This is a genomic window from Actinospineispora acaciae DSM 45401 (assembly GCF_000620785.1).
GTDB lineage: Bacteria > Actinomycetota > Actinomycetes > Mycobacteriales > Pseudonocardiaceae > Pseudonocardia > Pseudonocardia acaciae.
Window position 1 is genome coordinate 45590 of the sequence record NZ_JIAI01000006.1, and the last position, 14681, is coordinate 60270.

Sequence of the window (14681 nt, forward strand, 5' to 3'; positions counted from 1 at the left end):
CAACAACGGGAGGAACATCATGTCGGAACGGAACAAGGCCATCGTCGGACGGTGGTTCACCGAGTTCTGGGGAAAGGACTTCAACCCGGGTGTGATCGACGAGTTGGCCGCGCCCAACATTCGGTTCGAGTACTCGCTGCACGCGCCGTGCCGGGGTCGTGACGAGGTCCGTGCTTTTGCCACCAAGTTCCGCGCGGCGTTCCCCGACCTCAACTTCTGGGGAACCGCCGACCTGATCGCCGAGGGCGACTACGTCGTCGGCCAATGGGAAGGCGGCGGCACCCAGACCGGCGATGCTTTCGACGACATGCCGATCGGCGCGCTCCCGGCCGGTACTGGCAAGACGATGCGATTCACCGGAATCACGATCCTGAAGGTGGAGAACGGACTCATCACCGAAGAGGTCGGACTCGACGACGGTGTGACGGTGCTGCGGCAGCTCGGTCTGATCCGCGCCGCGTAGCCATCCGCGTCTGGTTATCGTTCGCCTGTGCTGGCGCGCCGCTGTCGCGCGTGGCGTTCCTCCAGTTCGTCGAGGATTGCCAGCGCGCGCAGCGCGCGTCGGCGGGCGGGGCACGGCCAGGGACGGTGGCAACGGACGTACGCGCAGGAGCCGTCCGGGCACTGGGCGTGCGTGTCGCGCAGGGCGGCGGCGAACAACCGGCCCTGTCCGGCGATCACCGTTGCGAGCTGTTCGTTGCTGGTGGGGTCGTCGGCCCACTCGGTGTAGCCGTCCACGTCGGTCATGACGGCCTGACCGCCTTCAGCATCACGGCCTGTGCCGCCGGGCGTGGGTGCTCGCGGCGGCGTCGAAGCGTGCGGTTGCCTCGCCAGCGGGCCAGGTAGAAGCGTCCGAAGTCGCCGAGCGTGGGGAGGCCGTAGTCGCGGGTGCGGTGGCGTCGAGACACGTTGATCATCAAATTCCAGGCGACCGTGACGTCTCGACCACCTTGTGGGACTATGTGTGTCCTCTTGAGACATTGCGCGAAGTCCCCTGTGACCAGGGCGGACCTTGAGGAGATCGGCAGTGTCAGCCGGCGAGCAGCCCCGCACCGTCCTGGAACAGTTGATCGCCGAGGAGTTCACCTGGCCCGAGGCCGCGGCGCGGTTCAACCTGCTCGCCGAGGAGATCGCCCGTGGACCTGGCGGGTACCGGATGACCTCGCTGTCCGAGCGGCAGCTTCGGCGCATCGCCGCCGGAGAGGTTCCTCGGCCGTACCGCGCGACCGTACGAGTGCTGGAACGCCAGTTCGGCCGGCCGATCCAGGAGTTGTTACGGGCTCCAGCATGTGGCGTGGGGGACGGGCGGGATGCAGACTGGTCGCGACCTTCGGCTTTGCTCGGCGTGCGGGCTGATCAGCGGGTTCTCCTGCCTGACACGTCGGGGGAGGAGGACGACGTGGACAGACGAGCATTCGGCGGCGTGCTGGCCGTCGGGGGCGCCTTCCTCGGGGCGGAGTCGATTCGCCGCGGCCTTGGCGTCACCCTGGGTCTCCCGAGCACCGGCGACACCGTCGAGGAGTGGGAGCGGACAGTTCACGAGTACGCGGGCCTGACCTCCAAGGCGGGCCTGCGGAGCAGCCTGCTTCCTCGCTTGATCGCGGACCTGGACGAGGTTCGGACGCACATCGAGACGGCCAACGAGGGCCTGCGGCCCCGACTCGCCGACGTCGCTGCCAGGCTGAGCGGACTTGCGGCAATCGCGCTTTCCAGCGGCGGGCACTGGAGCGACGCCACGGCGTACTGGCGCACCGCCCGTCAGGCTTCATCGGCGAGCGCCGATCACGGCGGGTTGAGCTGTCTCCTCGGGGGGCGGCGGGCGATCTTGAACATATACGGCCCGGTGAGCCAGAACTCGGCGCTGGGCATCGCCAACGAGGTACTCGCCAGGGCGGGCGGAAAACCGTCTTCGGGCGCGGCGAACGCCTTGGCGGCGCGCGCGCAAATTCTCGCGCTCGAAGGCGACCGGGCAGGTGCCTATTCCGCCCTTTCAGATCTTGAACGCCTCTTCGACGGACTTGACGACACCGTTCGTTCTGACAGAAGTACCTGGGGATGGCCGGAGCACAAGCTGCACAACGCACGAAGCTTCGTGTACTCCTACACGGGGAATACCCGCGCCGCTACGGCGGCCCAGGGAGATGCTTTGGCGTTCTCTGTCTCTCCTTATTCTGAGGCGACGATACAAATCAAGTGCCACCAAGCCGCATGTATGATCGTTTCTGGCGATGTAGTGCAGGGCGCTCGTCACGTTGGTGAGGTGTTCCAGTCGATCCCACCGAGCCTGCGAAATGGGCACATGCGTAGCTCCGTCAGTTTTGCTTTGGACAAACTGCCCGAGCGGGCGGCGCGGCTTCCCGCGGTGCGTGAGGTGCGCGCGCTGGTGACGTCGTCAGCGTAGTTCGGCTTAACCGGCCAGGGCGGGGAACGATCCGGTCCAGATCGGGCCAGGTGTTGAGGCCGTAGTGGTAGAAGTCGACGGCGTGGGCGTGGGGGCGCACGGCGGTGACCTTGGCGGATAGGTCACGGGCCGAGGCGGTGTCGGGGTGGCCGGGGCGCAGCAGCACGCGTAACGGGCGGTCGGGACGGCAGGCGGCGCGGTAGGCGGCGGCGACGGTCAGGCCGGCGACCGGGATCCGGTCGAGCACCCGGTCCACGGAGTCCAGATCGGAGACGAACGCGTACAGCGAGCTGTCCAGCGTCACCGGGTGCGGCCCTCGCGGGCGTAGACCAGCAGCAGCCCGATGATGAGCACGCCCAGGAACACCTGCTGGGCGGCCTGCGAGAGGTTCCAGGCCTGCAGCATCGAGGTCAGCACGGTGAGCATCAGCGCCCCGGCGACGGTACCGAGCACGTGCCCCCGCCCGCCCAGGATCGACGTCCCGCCGAGCACCACCACCGCGATCGACTGAAGCTGGTACGGGTCGCCCATGGTCAGCGAGCTGGTGCCGGTGAAGCCGAACAACACCAGCCCGGCCACCCCGGCCAGCACTGAACAGCCGATGTACATGGTGTACGTGGTGGCCGGCACGCTCACCCCGGAGATCCGCGACGCCGGCACCGACAGCCCCAGCGCGACGGCCTCGCGCCCCAGCCGGGACAGGTGCAGCAGCCACAGGCACACCACGCCGATGACCAGCCACAGCAGGAACGCCAGCGGCACCCCCGCCACCCTGTCGTTCGCCAGGCTGGTCAACACGCCGACCGAGGCGGACCGGGGCGCGCCGTTGGTGTACACCAGCAGCGCGCCGGAGATGATCGTGCCGCTGGCCAGCGTCATCACCAGCGGCGGCAGCCGCAGCGCGCGGATGCCGAACGCGTTCGCCGCCCCCACCGCCGCCGAGGCCAGCAGCGCCGCCGCGATGCCCGCCCCACCGCCGTACCCGCCGGCGACCTGCGCGCAGACCACCGCGGCCAGCGACACCACGCCGGACACCGACAGGTCGATGCCGCCCATCATCACCACCAGCGTCTGCCCGACGCCGACGATGCCGAGGTAGGACGCGGTCTGCATCAGGTACCCGGTCTTGGCCCAGCTCGCGAACCCGCCGGTGGTGGCCGCCGCGACCAGCCACACCAGCAGCAACGCCAGGAACGGCAGCACCGTCCGGTTCCCCGCCACCCAGCGCCGCCCCACGCCGACCCACGCGCTCACCGGACATCCCGACGAGTCAGCAGTGTCTTCACCGCGATGGCGACGATCAGCACGACGCCCTGCAAGATCAACTGGTAGAACGTGGACACCCCGGAGAACACCATCAGGTTGGTCAGCACGCCCAGGATCAGCGCGCCCAGCACGGTGCCCCGAAGCTGGCCCACGCCGCCGAAGAAGCTGGCCCCGCCGATCACGGCGGCGGTGATCGAGTTCAGCGTGTACGGGGTGCCCACCGTCGCGTCGGCCGAGCCGGCCTGCAGCGCCAGCGCGATCCCGGCCAGCCCGGTGAACGCCCCGGCCATCGCGTAGACGCCGATCTTCACCGCCCGGGTGTTCACCCCGTTGGCGAACGCCCCCTGCTCATTGCCGCCGACCGCGTACATGGCCCGGCCGAACCACGTCGTCTTCGCCAGCTTCCAGGCCAGCCCCGCGACCACCCCGACCACCAGCGGCAGCGCGACCCCGTGCCAGCCGTTGTTGTACGCCCGCACCAGACCGTCCGGCACGTGCCCGCCCGGGCGGGGCAGCACGAGCAGCGTGACGCCGCCCCAGAGGAACGAGGCGGCCAGCGTCACGATGATCGGCGGCAGCCCGGCGAAGGCCACCAGCGCGCCGTTGATGCCGCTCGCGGCCACCCCGGCGGCCAGCGCCAGCAGCACAGCCGGGACGACACCGACCGGGTCGGCGGTGACCGCGAACGTCGCCATGGCCAAGGCGACCACCGTGCCCAGCGACAGGTCCACCCCGCCGACCAGCATGATCGCGGTCTGGGCGGTGGCGGCGAGCACGAGCGGCAGGAACTGCGCGGACAACACGGTGATCGAGCCCAGCCTGAGCAGGCCGGGCGCGAGCTGCGCGTACACGACCAGCAGCACCAGCAGCAGCGCGCCGAGGCCGACCACGTCCAGGTGCGGCCGCCGCCGGGCGGTGACCAGGTCAGACATGCGCCGCACCGCCGGTCACCGAGGCGTGCACCAGGTCCTGTTCGGTCACCTCGTCACCGGCCAAACTCCGTACCACCCGCCCCTCGTACATCACCAGCACCTCGTCACACAGCCCGACCAGCTCCATGGTGTCGGTGGAGGTCACCAGCACGGCAAGCCCGGCGTCGGCCAGCGAGCGCAGCAGGTGGTAGATCTCCCGCTTGGTGCCGACGTCGATGCCCCTGGTCGGCTCGTTGAGCAGGAGTACGGACGGTTGGGTCGGCAGCCAGCGGGCCAGCGCGACCTTCTGCTGGTTGCCCCCGGACAGCCGCCGGGCCTCCTGCCCGAGCCCGCGCGCCGTGATCCGCAGCCGGTCGACCAGCCCGGCGGCCATCCGCTCCTCGGCGGACCGGCTCACCGTGAACAGCCGCCGGGCGGGGGTGAGCGCGCGCACCGACGGCAGCGTGAGGTTGCCCCGGATGCTCTGCGCGGTGTGCAGGCCTTCGAGCTTGCGGTCCTCCGGCACGTACGCCACCCCGCGCCGGATGGCCGCCCCGGGCCCGCCGATCCGGCAGGCCTTGCCGTCGATCTCGATCCGCCCGGAATGCCGGCGCAGCCCGAACAGCGCCCGCAGCACCTCGCGCTGGCCCTGGCCGGCCAGCCCGCCCAGCCCGACGATCCGCCCGGCCGGCACGTCCAGGTCGACGTTCTCGAAAGCCCCGGTCGTGGTCAGCCCGGACGCCCGCAACCCCGGCCCGAGCGGCGGCCCGCTGGACTTGGCCGGGAACAGCGCCGCCAGCTCCCGGCCGATCATGAGCCGGACTAGGTCGTCCTGGTCGGTCTCGTCACGCCGGCGGGTGGCGACCAGTTCGCCGTCCTTGAGCACGGTGAGCCTGTCGCACACGGCGAACAGCTCGTCCAGCCGATGGCTCACGATGATCACTGAGCGGCCGCCGTCGCGCAGCTCGCGCACCACCTTGAACAGCGCCTCGACCTGGCTGTCGTCCAGCGCGGAGGTGGCCTCGTCCAGGATCAGCAGCGACGGGTCGCCGGCCAGCGCCTTGGCCAGCTCGACCAGCTGGCGCCGCGCCAGCGACAGCTCGCCCACCGGCACCAGCGGGTCCACGGCCAGCCCCACCCGCTCCAGCAGCGGTCGCGCCCGCGCCGCCAGCTCGCGCCGTCGCACCAGCCCGCGCCGGCTCGGCCAGCCGCCCAGGAACACGTTCTCGGCGACCGTCTGGTGCGGGTTCAGGCTCAGCTCCTGCTGCACCGAGCCGACCCCGGCGGCCCGCGCCTGGTGCGGGTTCCAGCCGGTGACGGTCCGCCCGTCCAGGGACACCCGGCCGGAGTCCGGCGCGGTGATCCCGGTGATCACGTTGAGCGCCGTGCTCTTGCCCGCGCCGTTCTCGCCGACCAGCCCCAGCACCTCGCCCCGACGCACCTCGAAGCTCGCCTCGCGCAGCACCGCGATGCCGGCGTAGGACTTCGTCACCCGATCCACGTCGAGCAGCACGGCCGGGTCGGTCACGCCTCAGCCGCCCTGGATCAGCCGGTCGATGTCGCCCTGGGCGATGGGCTTGATGGCGTACGAGTCGTCGCCCTGGTCGGCCTCGACCCACTGGCCGACGTTCCCGTCGTCGATCTTCGGCAGCGGCACCACGATGTCCTTGCGCACCGAGCCGCCGCCGGCCTTCGCCACCCCGGCCTGCAGCGCGATCACCGCGAGGTAGTTGGGCTGCGCGGTGGACAGCGAGCTGAAGCCCTTCGGCAGCTGCTGCTGCCAGAGCTTGAGGAACCCGTTGTAGTTCTCGCCGGTGATCGGCACGATCTTGGCGTTCTGCTGGACGATCGTGCGCAGCGCCGCCTGGGACAGCGTGCCGCCCTGGGAGAACACGCCGGCGATGCCCGGGTGCGCGGAGTACGCGGACGCGAACGCCTGCGCGGCCGGCGCCAGGTTGTACTCGCTGTTGACGTTCGCGGCGACCTTGATGCCCGGGTACCTGGCGAACACCTCGCGGGCGCCGGCCCAGCGGTCCTCGGCCACCGCGACCCCGGCCGGGCCGTTCATCGCGATGATCTCGCCGTTCCCGCCGATCCTGTCCGCCAGCCACTGGGCGAGCATCCGGCCCCACTCGTGCTGGTCGGTGTTCACCTTGATCACCTGGTTCGAGGTGACCAGGCTGTCGAAGTTGACCACCGTGATGCCCTGCCCGACGGCCCGCTCCAGCACCGGGTTGAGCGCGGTGGACGAGCCGGCGTCGACCAGGATCACGTCGTACTGCTGCTGGATCATGGCCTGGATCTGGGCGATCTGCTGCGAGGTGTCGCCGTTGGCATTGAACGTCTGGTAGCTGGCGATCTTGCCGGCCTGGGTCAGCCGGTCGACGTCCCGGCGCAGCATCGCCTCGGTCTCCTGCATCCAGGACGGGGTGAGGTAGATCGTCGACCAGCCGACCTTGAGCGCCTTGTTGGTGGACCCTCCACCGGGAGACTGGGCGGGCTGCACATCGCAGGCGGTGGCGGCGAGGAGCGCGGCGGTCGCGGCGATGACCGCCGCGGCTCGGGCGAGGCGTGCGAGCATCGAGCTCTCCTGTCAGCGGTGACGGAGGACGCGTCCTGTATTTTGCACTGCAAAAGTCAGTGTTGCAATGAAGGGACGCTAATGGGATGCTCGCCGCGATGTCAACACCTCCCGAACCGACCGGCTAGCCGATGACGGCCGCGCGCAACAACTCGGCCTCGCTGCGGCGCGCGCTGGGCATCCTGCTGCACCTGGGCGCCGACGCCGGCCACCCTCGGGGGAGCACGCTCACCGAGCTGGCGTCCGTGCTGGAGCTGAACAAGAGCACGCTGCTGCGGCTGCTCGCGCCGCTGCGGGACGCCCGCCTGGTCGAACAGGACGGCGAGACCGGCCGCTACCGCCTGGGCTGGCGCACCGCGCAGCTCGGACAGGCCTACCTGGAGCGCCTGGACCTGCGCGCGGTCGCCCAGGACGTGCTGCACGGCCTGATGGCCGACACCGGCGAGACCGCGCACCTGGTGATCGCCGACCTGCCGGACGTGGTGTACGTCGACAAGGTGGACACCCCGCAACCCGTGCGGATGTACTCGCGGATCGGCGTGCGCCAGCCCGCGTACTGCACCGCCGTCGGCAAGGCGATGCTCGCCCACGCGGGCGAGGACGCCGTGCGGAGCGTGGTCGAACGCGGCATGCCGCCGCGTACGCCCAACACGCACACCACGGAGGTCGGACTCCGCGCCGAACTGACCACCGTCCGCGAGCACGGCTACGCCGTCGACGAGATCGAGAACGAGCCGGACATCCGGTGCGTCGGGGCGCCGATCTTCGACCACACCGGCGCGGCCACCTGCGCGGTGAGCGTCTCCGGCCCGGCCACGCGGGTGACCAGGGAGCGGGTCGGTGAGCTGGGCCGGCTCGTGCTCGCCGCCGCCGCCGACATCTCCCGGCGGCTCGGCGCCACCCGTTAGTCGAATTCGGCGACGAATTCTCGGGAAAAGGGGATTGACGCGCCGCGCGCGGTCGGTGATGATGGAACGGACAGCGAGGAGGACGTTATGACGAGCATGTGGAGCCGTTTCCGCGGCATCGCGGCCGCCGTTGCGTGCCCGTCGGGCGGCCTCCGAATCCTGAAGATCGAACTGCAGGAGCCCAGCTCAGGCTCTCCACCGTGACGTCGTACGACGTGACGTAGGGGAGCCGCCCATCGGGAAACCGATCCGGGCGGCTTTTTGTGCGGAGGGTCATCCGCGCTCCTGGCGCGAGGGTGGGCCGGAGGCTCGTCCGAGCGCCTGGATCAGGCGGTTTGATCGCCGGAGGCGATTCGCGGATTACCCTCCGCTTAAAACACCGGCATGCCCGAAACAATGGCCGTAAGCGATTGCTGGGGCTGCCGGTGCGGTATGTCGTTGACAATTACATATCGGAGCAGACAATTCGCCCGCCAACCGGCCCCGCGCACGCCGCGCCGAGGTTCGCCGGAGGCGGGCGATTCGGGCCGCGTGACGACGCGGCCCACCCCGGCGCCGGGCGAGCGGGACACGTGGTCCCCGCCCGGCGCCGGGGGCGGCCCCTCCAGACCTCCGTAGCTCAACAGGACAGAGTCTGCCGCTACGAACGGCAGGGATCCGGGTTCGACTCCTGGCGGGGGTGCTGCACCGGATGCGAGGGAGACGGCAACCCACCTGATTTGGGATCAGGACACACCGCGTTCGACTCGCGGGCATCCGACCACGGCGCGTTGGTCCAACGGCAGGACACCGGACCCTCACTCCGGTGACGCGGGTTCGACTCCCGCACGCGCTACGTACACCGGCCCTCGTAGCCCAACTGGCAGAGGCGGCGCGCTCAGAACGCGTGTAGTCCAGGTTCGACTCCTGGCGGGGGCACCGGCGAGGTGGAGCATGGCGGTCTGTGCGGCGCCCTGATGAGGCGACGGACCAGGTTCGACTCCTGGCACCTCGACCACGGGTCGCTAGCTCAACAGGTTCAGAGCAGCCGGCTCTTACCCGGCGGGTTCGGGGTTCGAGTCCCCGGCGGCCCACTCACTGACGCATCGCGCGAACCGAGGGCTCGGCCTCATTTGTGACCGTTCGGTCTCGATAGATGTAGTGTCTCGGCATGGCGAGGGCGAAGGAGTTCGACCCGGACGCGGTGCTGCGCCAGGCGCTGGAGCTGTTCTGGCGGCGCGGGTACGAGGCGACGTCGATGGCCGACCTGGTGGAGCATCTGGGGGTCGCCAGGGCGAGCATCTACGCGACCTTCGGCAACAAGCGGGAGCTCTATGCCAAGGCGCTGCGGCGGTACCTGGACGACACCGATTCGCGGATCATCGCCGACCTGTCGCGGCCCGGGCCGGTGCTGCCGGCGGTGGAGTCGCTGGTGAGGCGCTATGCGACCGAGGCGGCCGAGGGCGGTCGGCGGCTGGGCTGCATGGTGGTCAACAGTGCCGTGGAGCTGGCCGCCCGCGACCCGGGCGTGGCACGGCTGGTCGAGAGCAGCTGGGCGAACCTGGAGGCGGCGCTGACCTCGGCGTTGTTGCGGGCCAAGGCGCAGGGCGAGCTGTCGGCGGAGGCGGACCCTCGGGCGCTGGCGCGGTTCCTGTTGGTGTACTTCCAAGGCGTGCGGGTGCTCGAACGCACCCCCGACCCCGGGGCGCGGTTGCGGGACTCGGCCGAGGTGGCGGTCTCGGCGTTGCGCTGACGTCAGACTATATTCGAGACTAAGTGGTCTAGAAAATCGTATCGAGGGGACCTGACATGACCGCGCGTTTCGACGACAAGATCGTGCTGATCACCGGTGGCTCCGGCGTGATCGCCGGCGTCACCGCGCAGGCCTTCGCCGACCGTGGCGCAACCGTGGTGCTGACCGGCCACAACCCGGACAGGCTCGCCGCGGCCGCGGCCCGCCTGCGACCGGGCGAGGGCGGGATCGACTGGGTGGCCGCGGATGTCACCGACAGCGGCCAGGTCGCGGCCATGGTCGCCGAGGTCGTGCGCCGCCACGGCGGGCTGGACGTGGCTTTCAACAGCGCCGGGATCTTCGGCAAGGGCGCGCCGCTCGCCGACCTCGACGAGGACACCTGGTCCGCGGTGCTCAACGTCAATCTCACGGGGGTGTTCCTGGCGATGAAGCACGAGATCGCCCACATGCGCACCCACGGCGGCGGCGTCATCATCAACATGGCCTCCAACATCGGCGCGCACGGCCGCCGCCCCGGCCTGGCCGCCTACGCCGCGTCCAAGGGCGCCGTCAGCGTGCTCACCCAGACCGCCGCCCGCGACCACATCGGCGACGGGATCCGCATCAACGCCGTCAGTCCCGGCGCCAGCGACACCCCCATGTCCTACCGGCCCGGCGAAACCTCGGCCGACCGCGACGCCCGCGTCAAGGCCGCCGTCCCCGCCGGACGGGTGAGCGACCCCGCCGAGGTCGCCGCCGCCGTGCTCTGGCTGGCCTCCGACGACTCCAGCTTCGTGGTGGGCCACGACCTCGTCGTCGATGGCGGCGCCACCGCCTGACGCGTGCAGGATCGACATCTAAGTGTTAGACGTCGATGTGTTGTGGTAGCGTCGCGATCATGCGTGTGCGGACGACGTGAAGGGAACGAGCAGATTTGAGCTATCCCGAGCCGCGCTACCTCGGCGAGAAGGGCGAGCACTCCGCCGTCTACCTGCCCGCCGGGCGTTCGCCGGAGTTCGTCAACCCATCGGACGGAACGAGAGTTCACTACTTGGCGACCGGCGCCACCACCAACGGTCATTTCGGGCTTTACCGTTGGGAGATGAGCTCCGAGCCGAGCGGTCCGGGGCCACACTTCCATCGGAGCATCTCGGAGTCGTTCTATATCTTGGACGGATCGGTTCGGATCTACGACGGGGAGCGATGGATCGATACCGAGCCGGGTGACTTCGTCCATGTGCCTGAGGGCGGCGTCCATGCTTTTCGCAACGAGTCCGGCGCGCCGGCCTCGATGCTGCTGCACTTCTCTCCCGGCGCCCCGAGGGAGGACTACTTCGAAGGAATTCCCAAGGTTCCAGGGATGACCGAGGAGGAAGTGTTGGAGTTCCTCCTCAGGCACGACACCTACCGCCTTGACTGACTAGACTGCCGCCGTCATGGGGCTGAGTTTCGACGCCGTCGCCGGCGAGCTCCCGCTGGTGCAACGGGTGTGGTCGGCGCGCTGTGACGCCGCGACCGGGTTCACCTCGGTGGTCAAAAGCTGCTCCATGCTCGCGTTCGCGCGGACCAGTGGCGCGGTGACGGCGCACCTGCGCGGTCCGGAGACCAGGGCCACCCGAATGACCTGCCCGGAGGGCACCGAGTTCTTCGGTGTCGACCTGCGGCTCGGTGCCTACCTGCCGCTGTTCCCGCCTTCCGGCCTGGCCGACCTGAACGACGCCGTGCTGCCGACCCTTTCGGGCGGCCGGATCGTGCTGGACAACCGGGACTGGGAGATGCCGACCGAGCGGAACGTCGACGTCTTCGTCAACAGGCTGGTGCGAGCCGGTTTGTTGATCTTCGATCCGCTCGTCGACGAGATCCGCCACGGCGAACGACCGCGAGCCATGTCGGAGCGGACGGCGCAGATCCGGTTCCGCCGGGCCGTCGGGATGTCGCGCCGCAAGCTCGTCGCCGTCGAGCAGGCCCGGCACGCCGCGCGGCTCCTCGCGGCGGGGAAGTCGATCGCCGACGTGGTCACCGTCGCCGGCTACTACGACCAGCCGCAGCTCGCGCGGGCGATGCGGTCGGCGACCGGCCACACCCCGGGCGAGCTGAGGGCCGGCACCCCATTCCTCGCGTTCTGATTCGGTTCGATACAAGACGCGCCGATCACCGGGATGGTTGTCTCCGGGCATGCGCACACTGATCGAGTTCGACCACCTCTCGCTCGACGGGAGGCACTCCGGGGACGACTTCTGGGCTGCCCAGATGAAGGTCGTCCCCAACGACAACCAGTTCGACTATCAGCTCCGGCTGCTGGAACACGCGGCCGGTCTCGTCCTCGGGCGGGCGACCTACGAGGGGTTCGCCGCGACGTGGCCGGCCATGACCGGCGACCTCGCCGACAAGATCAACTCGCTGCCGAAGTACGTCGCCTCCACCACGCTGACGCAGACCACCTGGAACGCCGAGGTGCTCGCCGGCGATGCCATCGAGGCGGTCGCCAGGCTCAAGGAGTCCGGCGACGGCACGTTGGTGAAGTACGGCAACGGCCCGTTCAGCCGGGCGCTGCTCGAGGCGGGCCTGCTCGACGAGCTGCACCTGAGCATCTCGCCGTTCGTCGCGGGCTCCGGCGAGTCGCTGCTGGCGGGTATCGGCGCGACCGCCCTGGACCTGAAGGGAGTCACCGACATCGGCAACGGCACGGTGGTGCTGGCCTATACGCCGAGCCGGTAGCCGGGCACCCCAGCGCGCGCCCGCCGTGGGGTCAGAGGGTGGGCGGGCCTTGTTCGACGCGGCGCAGTATGGGCGCGAGCCTGTCGATGTCGTCGGTGCCCTGGAGGTGCCGCTCGTCCCACCAGGTGACGCCCGCGTCGACCAGCGGGCCGATCAGGTCGCGCGCCTTGGCGGCGTCGGGCGGGCTGGCGGCGCCGAGCACGATCTCGAACGGGCCGTCGCGGTCGGCGCGCTGCCGGCGCAGGAAGGCGACCAGGTCGCGGACCTGGTCGAGCGGCGGCGCGTGGCCGTGCCTGGCGTCGGTGAACAGCGGGACGGCGCCGTCCCACCGGGCGGCCCGGCGCATCGGCGCGCGGCGCGGCCAGTAGCCGGCGACCCAGACCGGCGGTCGGGGGCGCTGCACCGTGGCCGGCAGCAGGGTCACGTCCCGGACCTCGTAGTTCGGCCCGTGATGGTTCACCGGCTCGCCCGACCAGAACCGCCGCAGCAGGTCAAGGCCCTCGTCCATCCGCCCGGCCAGCACGACCGGGTCGGTCGGCTCGCCGAAGCTGCCGTACTCGTCCTCGAGCGGCCCGCCGAGGCCCGCGCCGAAGATCACCCGCCCGCCGCTGACCGCGTCCAGCGTGGCCACCTGCCGCGCGAGCTGCTGCGGCCGCCGCCGGGCCACCGGGGTGACCAGCGTCCCCAACCGGATCCGGGAGGTCGCCAGCGCCGCGGCGGTGAGCAGCATCCACGGGTCCCCGAACGGCCGAGGGTGGCGCCGGTGCACGACGTGGTCCCAGACGAACAGCGCGTCCCACCCCGCCGCCTCGGCGGCCCGGGCCAGCTCGGCCACCGTCCTGGGATCGGAGAAGTCCCCGAAGTTGGGAACGTTGATCGAGAAGCGCACGCCGCCGATTATCCCGGTAAAGAAGGGGCCGGCCAGCGCGACCAGCGCGCGATGGACCGCAGCATGAGCGAGGCCGGCAACAGCCGGGTGGCGGTGTCGCGCACGGCGGTCACGGCCGGATGCCCGATCGACATCAGCCGGGACAGCCGGGCGGCCTCGCCGGCCACCGCGGCGGTGCGCGGGCGGCGTTCGCGGTCGTAGCGGGCCAGCGCGGCGGGCACATCGTCGCCGGTGTCGGCGAGCGCGGCGGCCAGGGTCAGGGCGTCCTCGATCGCCATGCCGCCGCCCTGGCCGAGGTTCGGCGGCATGGCGTGCGCGGCGTCGCCGAGCAGCGCGACCCGGCCGGCGACGTACGAGGCGGGCAGCGTGGCGAGGTGACGGATGTCCAGGTGCAGGACGGTCTCGGTGGTGGCGATGAGCTCGGGGATCGGCTCGTGCCAGTCGCCGAAGTGCTCGGCCACGAACGCGCGCTCGTCGTCGTGGGTCTCGCCGGGCGGCGCGGGCATGGCGGCGAACCAGTACACCCGCTCGCGCCCGAGCGGCACGATGCCGAACTCCCTGGCGCCGGCCCAGCTGTTCGACCACCCCGGCACGCCGGAGCGCGGCACCGGCGCGATGCCCCGCCAGGTGGTGGTGCCGTTGGCGACCGGCGCGGGCAGCTCGGGGAACAGCCGGGCGCGCAGCGCGCTGTCGATCCCGTCGGCGGCCACGACCAGGTCCGCCTCGGGGACCTCGGTCACGGTGGTGCCGAGTCGGATCGCGCCGGCGGGTACGGCGTCGAACAGGGCGTCGAGCAGGGCACCGTGCAGCCGCGCGCGGGACACGGCGGTCAGCGGGCCGCCGGCCAGCCGCTCCAGCTCCGACCAGCGCCACCGGGCCAGCCACCGGCCGGACCGGGTGCGGACCCCGCCGACTCCCGCGCCGTCCGCGTCCAGCTCCACCCCGAGCGCGCGCAGCGCCCGCAGCGCGTTCGGCCACAGCGTGATCCCGGCGCCCACCGGCGCGAACTCCTCGGCCCGCTCCAGCACCCGCACCCGCCACCCGGCCCGGTGCAGCCCGATCGCGGCGCTGAGCCCGCCGATCCCGGCACCGACGATCACGACGCTCGGCATGACCCGATCATGCCAGCGACTGTTCTGCGGCGGCCGGTTCGTTCAGTACGCTCGCCTCACAACGTGCCGTGTGGGGAGGTGAGCCGCGTGCCTACCCGTCGTTGAGGCAGCAGCATCCCTCCGTCCGGTCGGGCGGATCCCCACATGGCCGTCGGCGTCCCCTCGGGTTGACGCACCCCTTCGG

At 70.9% G+C, this 14681-nt stretch carries 16 protein-coding genes and 5 tRNA genes; 13 read left to right on the forward strand and 8 right to left on the reverse strand.

Annotated elements, in window-relative coordinates; all coding sequences use genetic code 11:
* Positions 1-19: 19 nt before the first annotated feature.
* Complete coding sequence (locus N912_RS0125735) at positions 20-463, forward strand: ester cyclase (RefSeq protein ID WP_028924657.1); 444 nt, start codon at positions 20-22, stop codon at positions 461-463.
* A gap of 14 nt (positions 464-477) precedes the next feature.
* Here N912_RS0125735 and N912_RS0125740 read toward each other — a convergent pair whose 3' ends face one another.
* Positions 478-747, reverse strand: a complete 270-nt coding sequence (locus tag N912_RS0125740; protein WP_028924658.1) for a hypothetical protein — start codon at positions 745-747, stop codon at positions 478-480.
* Entirely contained in the window at positions 744-917 is a 174-nt protein-coding gene (locus N912_RS63750; RefSeq protein WP_156994017.1) for a hypothetical protein, read from the reverse strand. Before N912_RS63750 ends, N912_RS0125740 begins: the two co-directional genes overlap by 4 nt.
* Before the next feature lie 110 nt (positions 918-1027).
* Between N912_RS63750 and N912_RS0125750 the strand changes: the two genes are divergently transcribed.
* Positions 1028-2401, forward strand: coding sequence for a hypothetical protein (locus N912_RS0125750; protein ID WP_028924659.1), 1374 nt, complete (start codon positions 1028-1030; stop codon positions 2399-2401).
* A 300-nt stretch (positions 2402-2701) separates the two neighbouring features.
* Here the strand turns inward: N912_RS0125750 and N912_RS0125755 are convergent, their stop codons facing one another.
* The 4 genes from N912_RS0125755 to N912_RS54620 are packed head-to-tail and all read right to left on the reverse strand — an operon-like array spanning position 2702 to position 7159.
* Positions 2702-3655, reverse strand: a complete 954-nt coding sequence (locus tag N912_RS0125755) for an ABC transporter permease (RefSeq protein ID WP_051580784.1) — start codon at positions 3653-3655, stop codon at positions 2702-2704.
* Positions 3652-4599 (reverse strand): ABC transporter permease, encoded by a 948-nt coding sequence (locus N912_RS0125760; RefSeq protein WP_028924661.1) that lies wholly within the window; start codon positions 4597-4599, stop codon positions 3652-3654. The genes N912_RS0125755 and N912_RS0125760 overlap by 4 nt, the downstream gene beginning before the upstream one ends.
* Positions 4592-6106 (reverse strand): sugar ABC transporter ATP-binding protein, encoded by a 1515-nt coding sequence (locus N912_RS0125765; protein WP_028924662.1) that lies wholly within the window; start codon positions 6104-6106, stop codon positions 4592-4594. The genes N912_RS0125760 and N912_RS0125765 overlap by 8 nt, the downstream gene beginning before the upstream one ends.
* Positions 6107-6109: 3 nt before the next feature.
* Positions 6110-7159, reverse strand: a complete 1050-nt coding sequence (locus N912_RS54620) for a substrate-binding domain-containing protein (RefSeq protein ID WP_051580789.1) — start codon at positions 7157-7159, stop codon at positions 6110-6112.
* A gap of 131 nt (positions 7160-7290) precedes the next feature.
* Between N912_RS54620 and N912_RS0125775 the strand changes: the two genes are divergently transcribed.
* From N912_RS0125775 to N912_RS0125825, 11 genes are all read left to right on the forward strand, one after another.
* Positions 7291-8067 carry an IclR family transcriptional regulator gene (locus N912_RS0125775; RefSeq protein ID WP_028924663.1) on the forward strand — a complete coding sequence of 259 codons (777 nt, stop codon included), beginning with the start codon at positions 7291-7293 and terminating at the stop codon, positions 8065-8067.
* Between the two features lie 608 nt (positions 8068-8675).
* Positions 8676-8749 (forward strand) — tRNA-Arg (locus N912_RS0125780).
* An 82-nt stretch (positions 8750-8831) separates the two neighbouring features.
* Positions 8832-8902, forward strand: a tRNA-Glu gene (locus N912_RS0125785).
* A gap of 9 nt (positions 8903-8911) precedes the next feature.
* Positions 8912-8985, forward strand: a tRNA-Leu gene (locus N912_RS0125790).
* A 4-nt stretch (positions 8986-8989) separates the two neighbouring features.
* A tRNA-Ile gene (locus N912_RS0125795) sits at positions 8990-9064 on the forward strand.
* A gap of 1 nt (position 9065) precedes the next feature.
* Positions 9066-9140 (forward strand) — tRNA-Lys (locus N912_RS0125800).
* Positions 9141-9217: 77 nt separating this feature from the next.
* Positions 9218-9799: a TetR/AcrR family transcriptional regulator gene (locus N912_RS0125805; protein ID WP_028924664.1), complete on the forward strand. Its 582-nt coding sequence runs from the start codon at positions 9218-9220 to the stop codon at positions 9797-9799.
* Between the two features lie 56 nt (positions 9800-9855).
* A complete protein-coding gene (locus tag N912_RS0125810) occupies positions 9856-10617 on the forward strand; it encodes an SDR family NAD(P)-dependent oxidoreductase (protein ID WP_028924665.1) in 762 nt (253 codons plus the stop codon).
* A 95-nt stretch (positions 10618-10712) separates the two neighbouring features.
* Positions 10713-11198, forward strand: coding sequence for a cupin domain-containing protein (locus N912_RS0125815; protein WP_028924666.1), 486 nt, complete (start codon positions 10713-10715; stop codon positions 11196-11198).
* Between the two features lie 16 nt (positions 11199-11214).
* Positions 11215-11904 (forward strand): helix-turn-helix domain-containing protein, encoded by a 690-nt coding sequence (locus N912_RS0125820; RefSeq protein WP_028924667.1) that lies wholly within the window; start codon positions 11215-11217, stop codon positions 11902-11904.
* Between the two features lie 49 nt (positions 11905-11953).
* Complete coding sequence (locus N912_RS0125825; RefSeq protein ID WP_028924668.1) at positions 11954-12496, forward strand: dihydrofolate reductase family protein; 543 nt, start codon at positions 11954-11956, stop codon at positions 12494-12496.
* Between the two features lie 31 nt (positions 12497-12527).
* On the opposite strand, the gene N912_RS0125830 is transcribed toward N912_RS0125825, so the two are convergent.
* Complete coding sequence (locus tag N912_RS0125830) at positions 12528-13385, reverse strand: LLM class flavin-dependent oxidoreductase (RefSeq protein WP_028924669.1); 858 nt, start codon at positions 13383-13385, stop codon at positions 12528-12530.
* Between the two features lie 8 nt (positions 13386-13393).
* The gene (locus N912_RS0125835; protein ID WP_028924670.1) at positions 13394-14497 is read right to left on the reverse strand and encodes an FAD-dependent monooxygenase; all 1104 of its coding nucleotides are present in this window, start codon (positions 14495-14497) and stop codon (positions 13394-13396) included.
* Positions 14498-14681 lie beyond the last annotated feature (184 nt).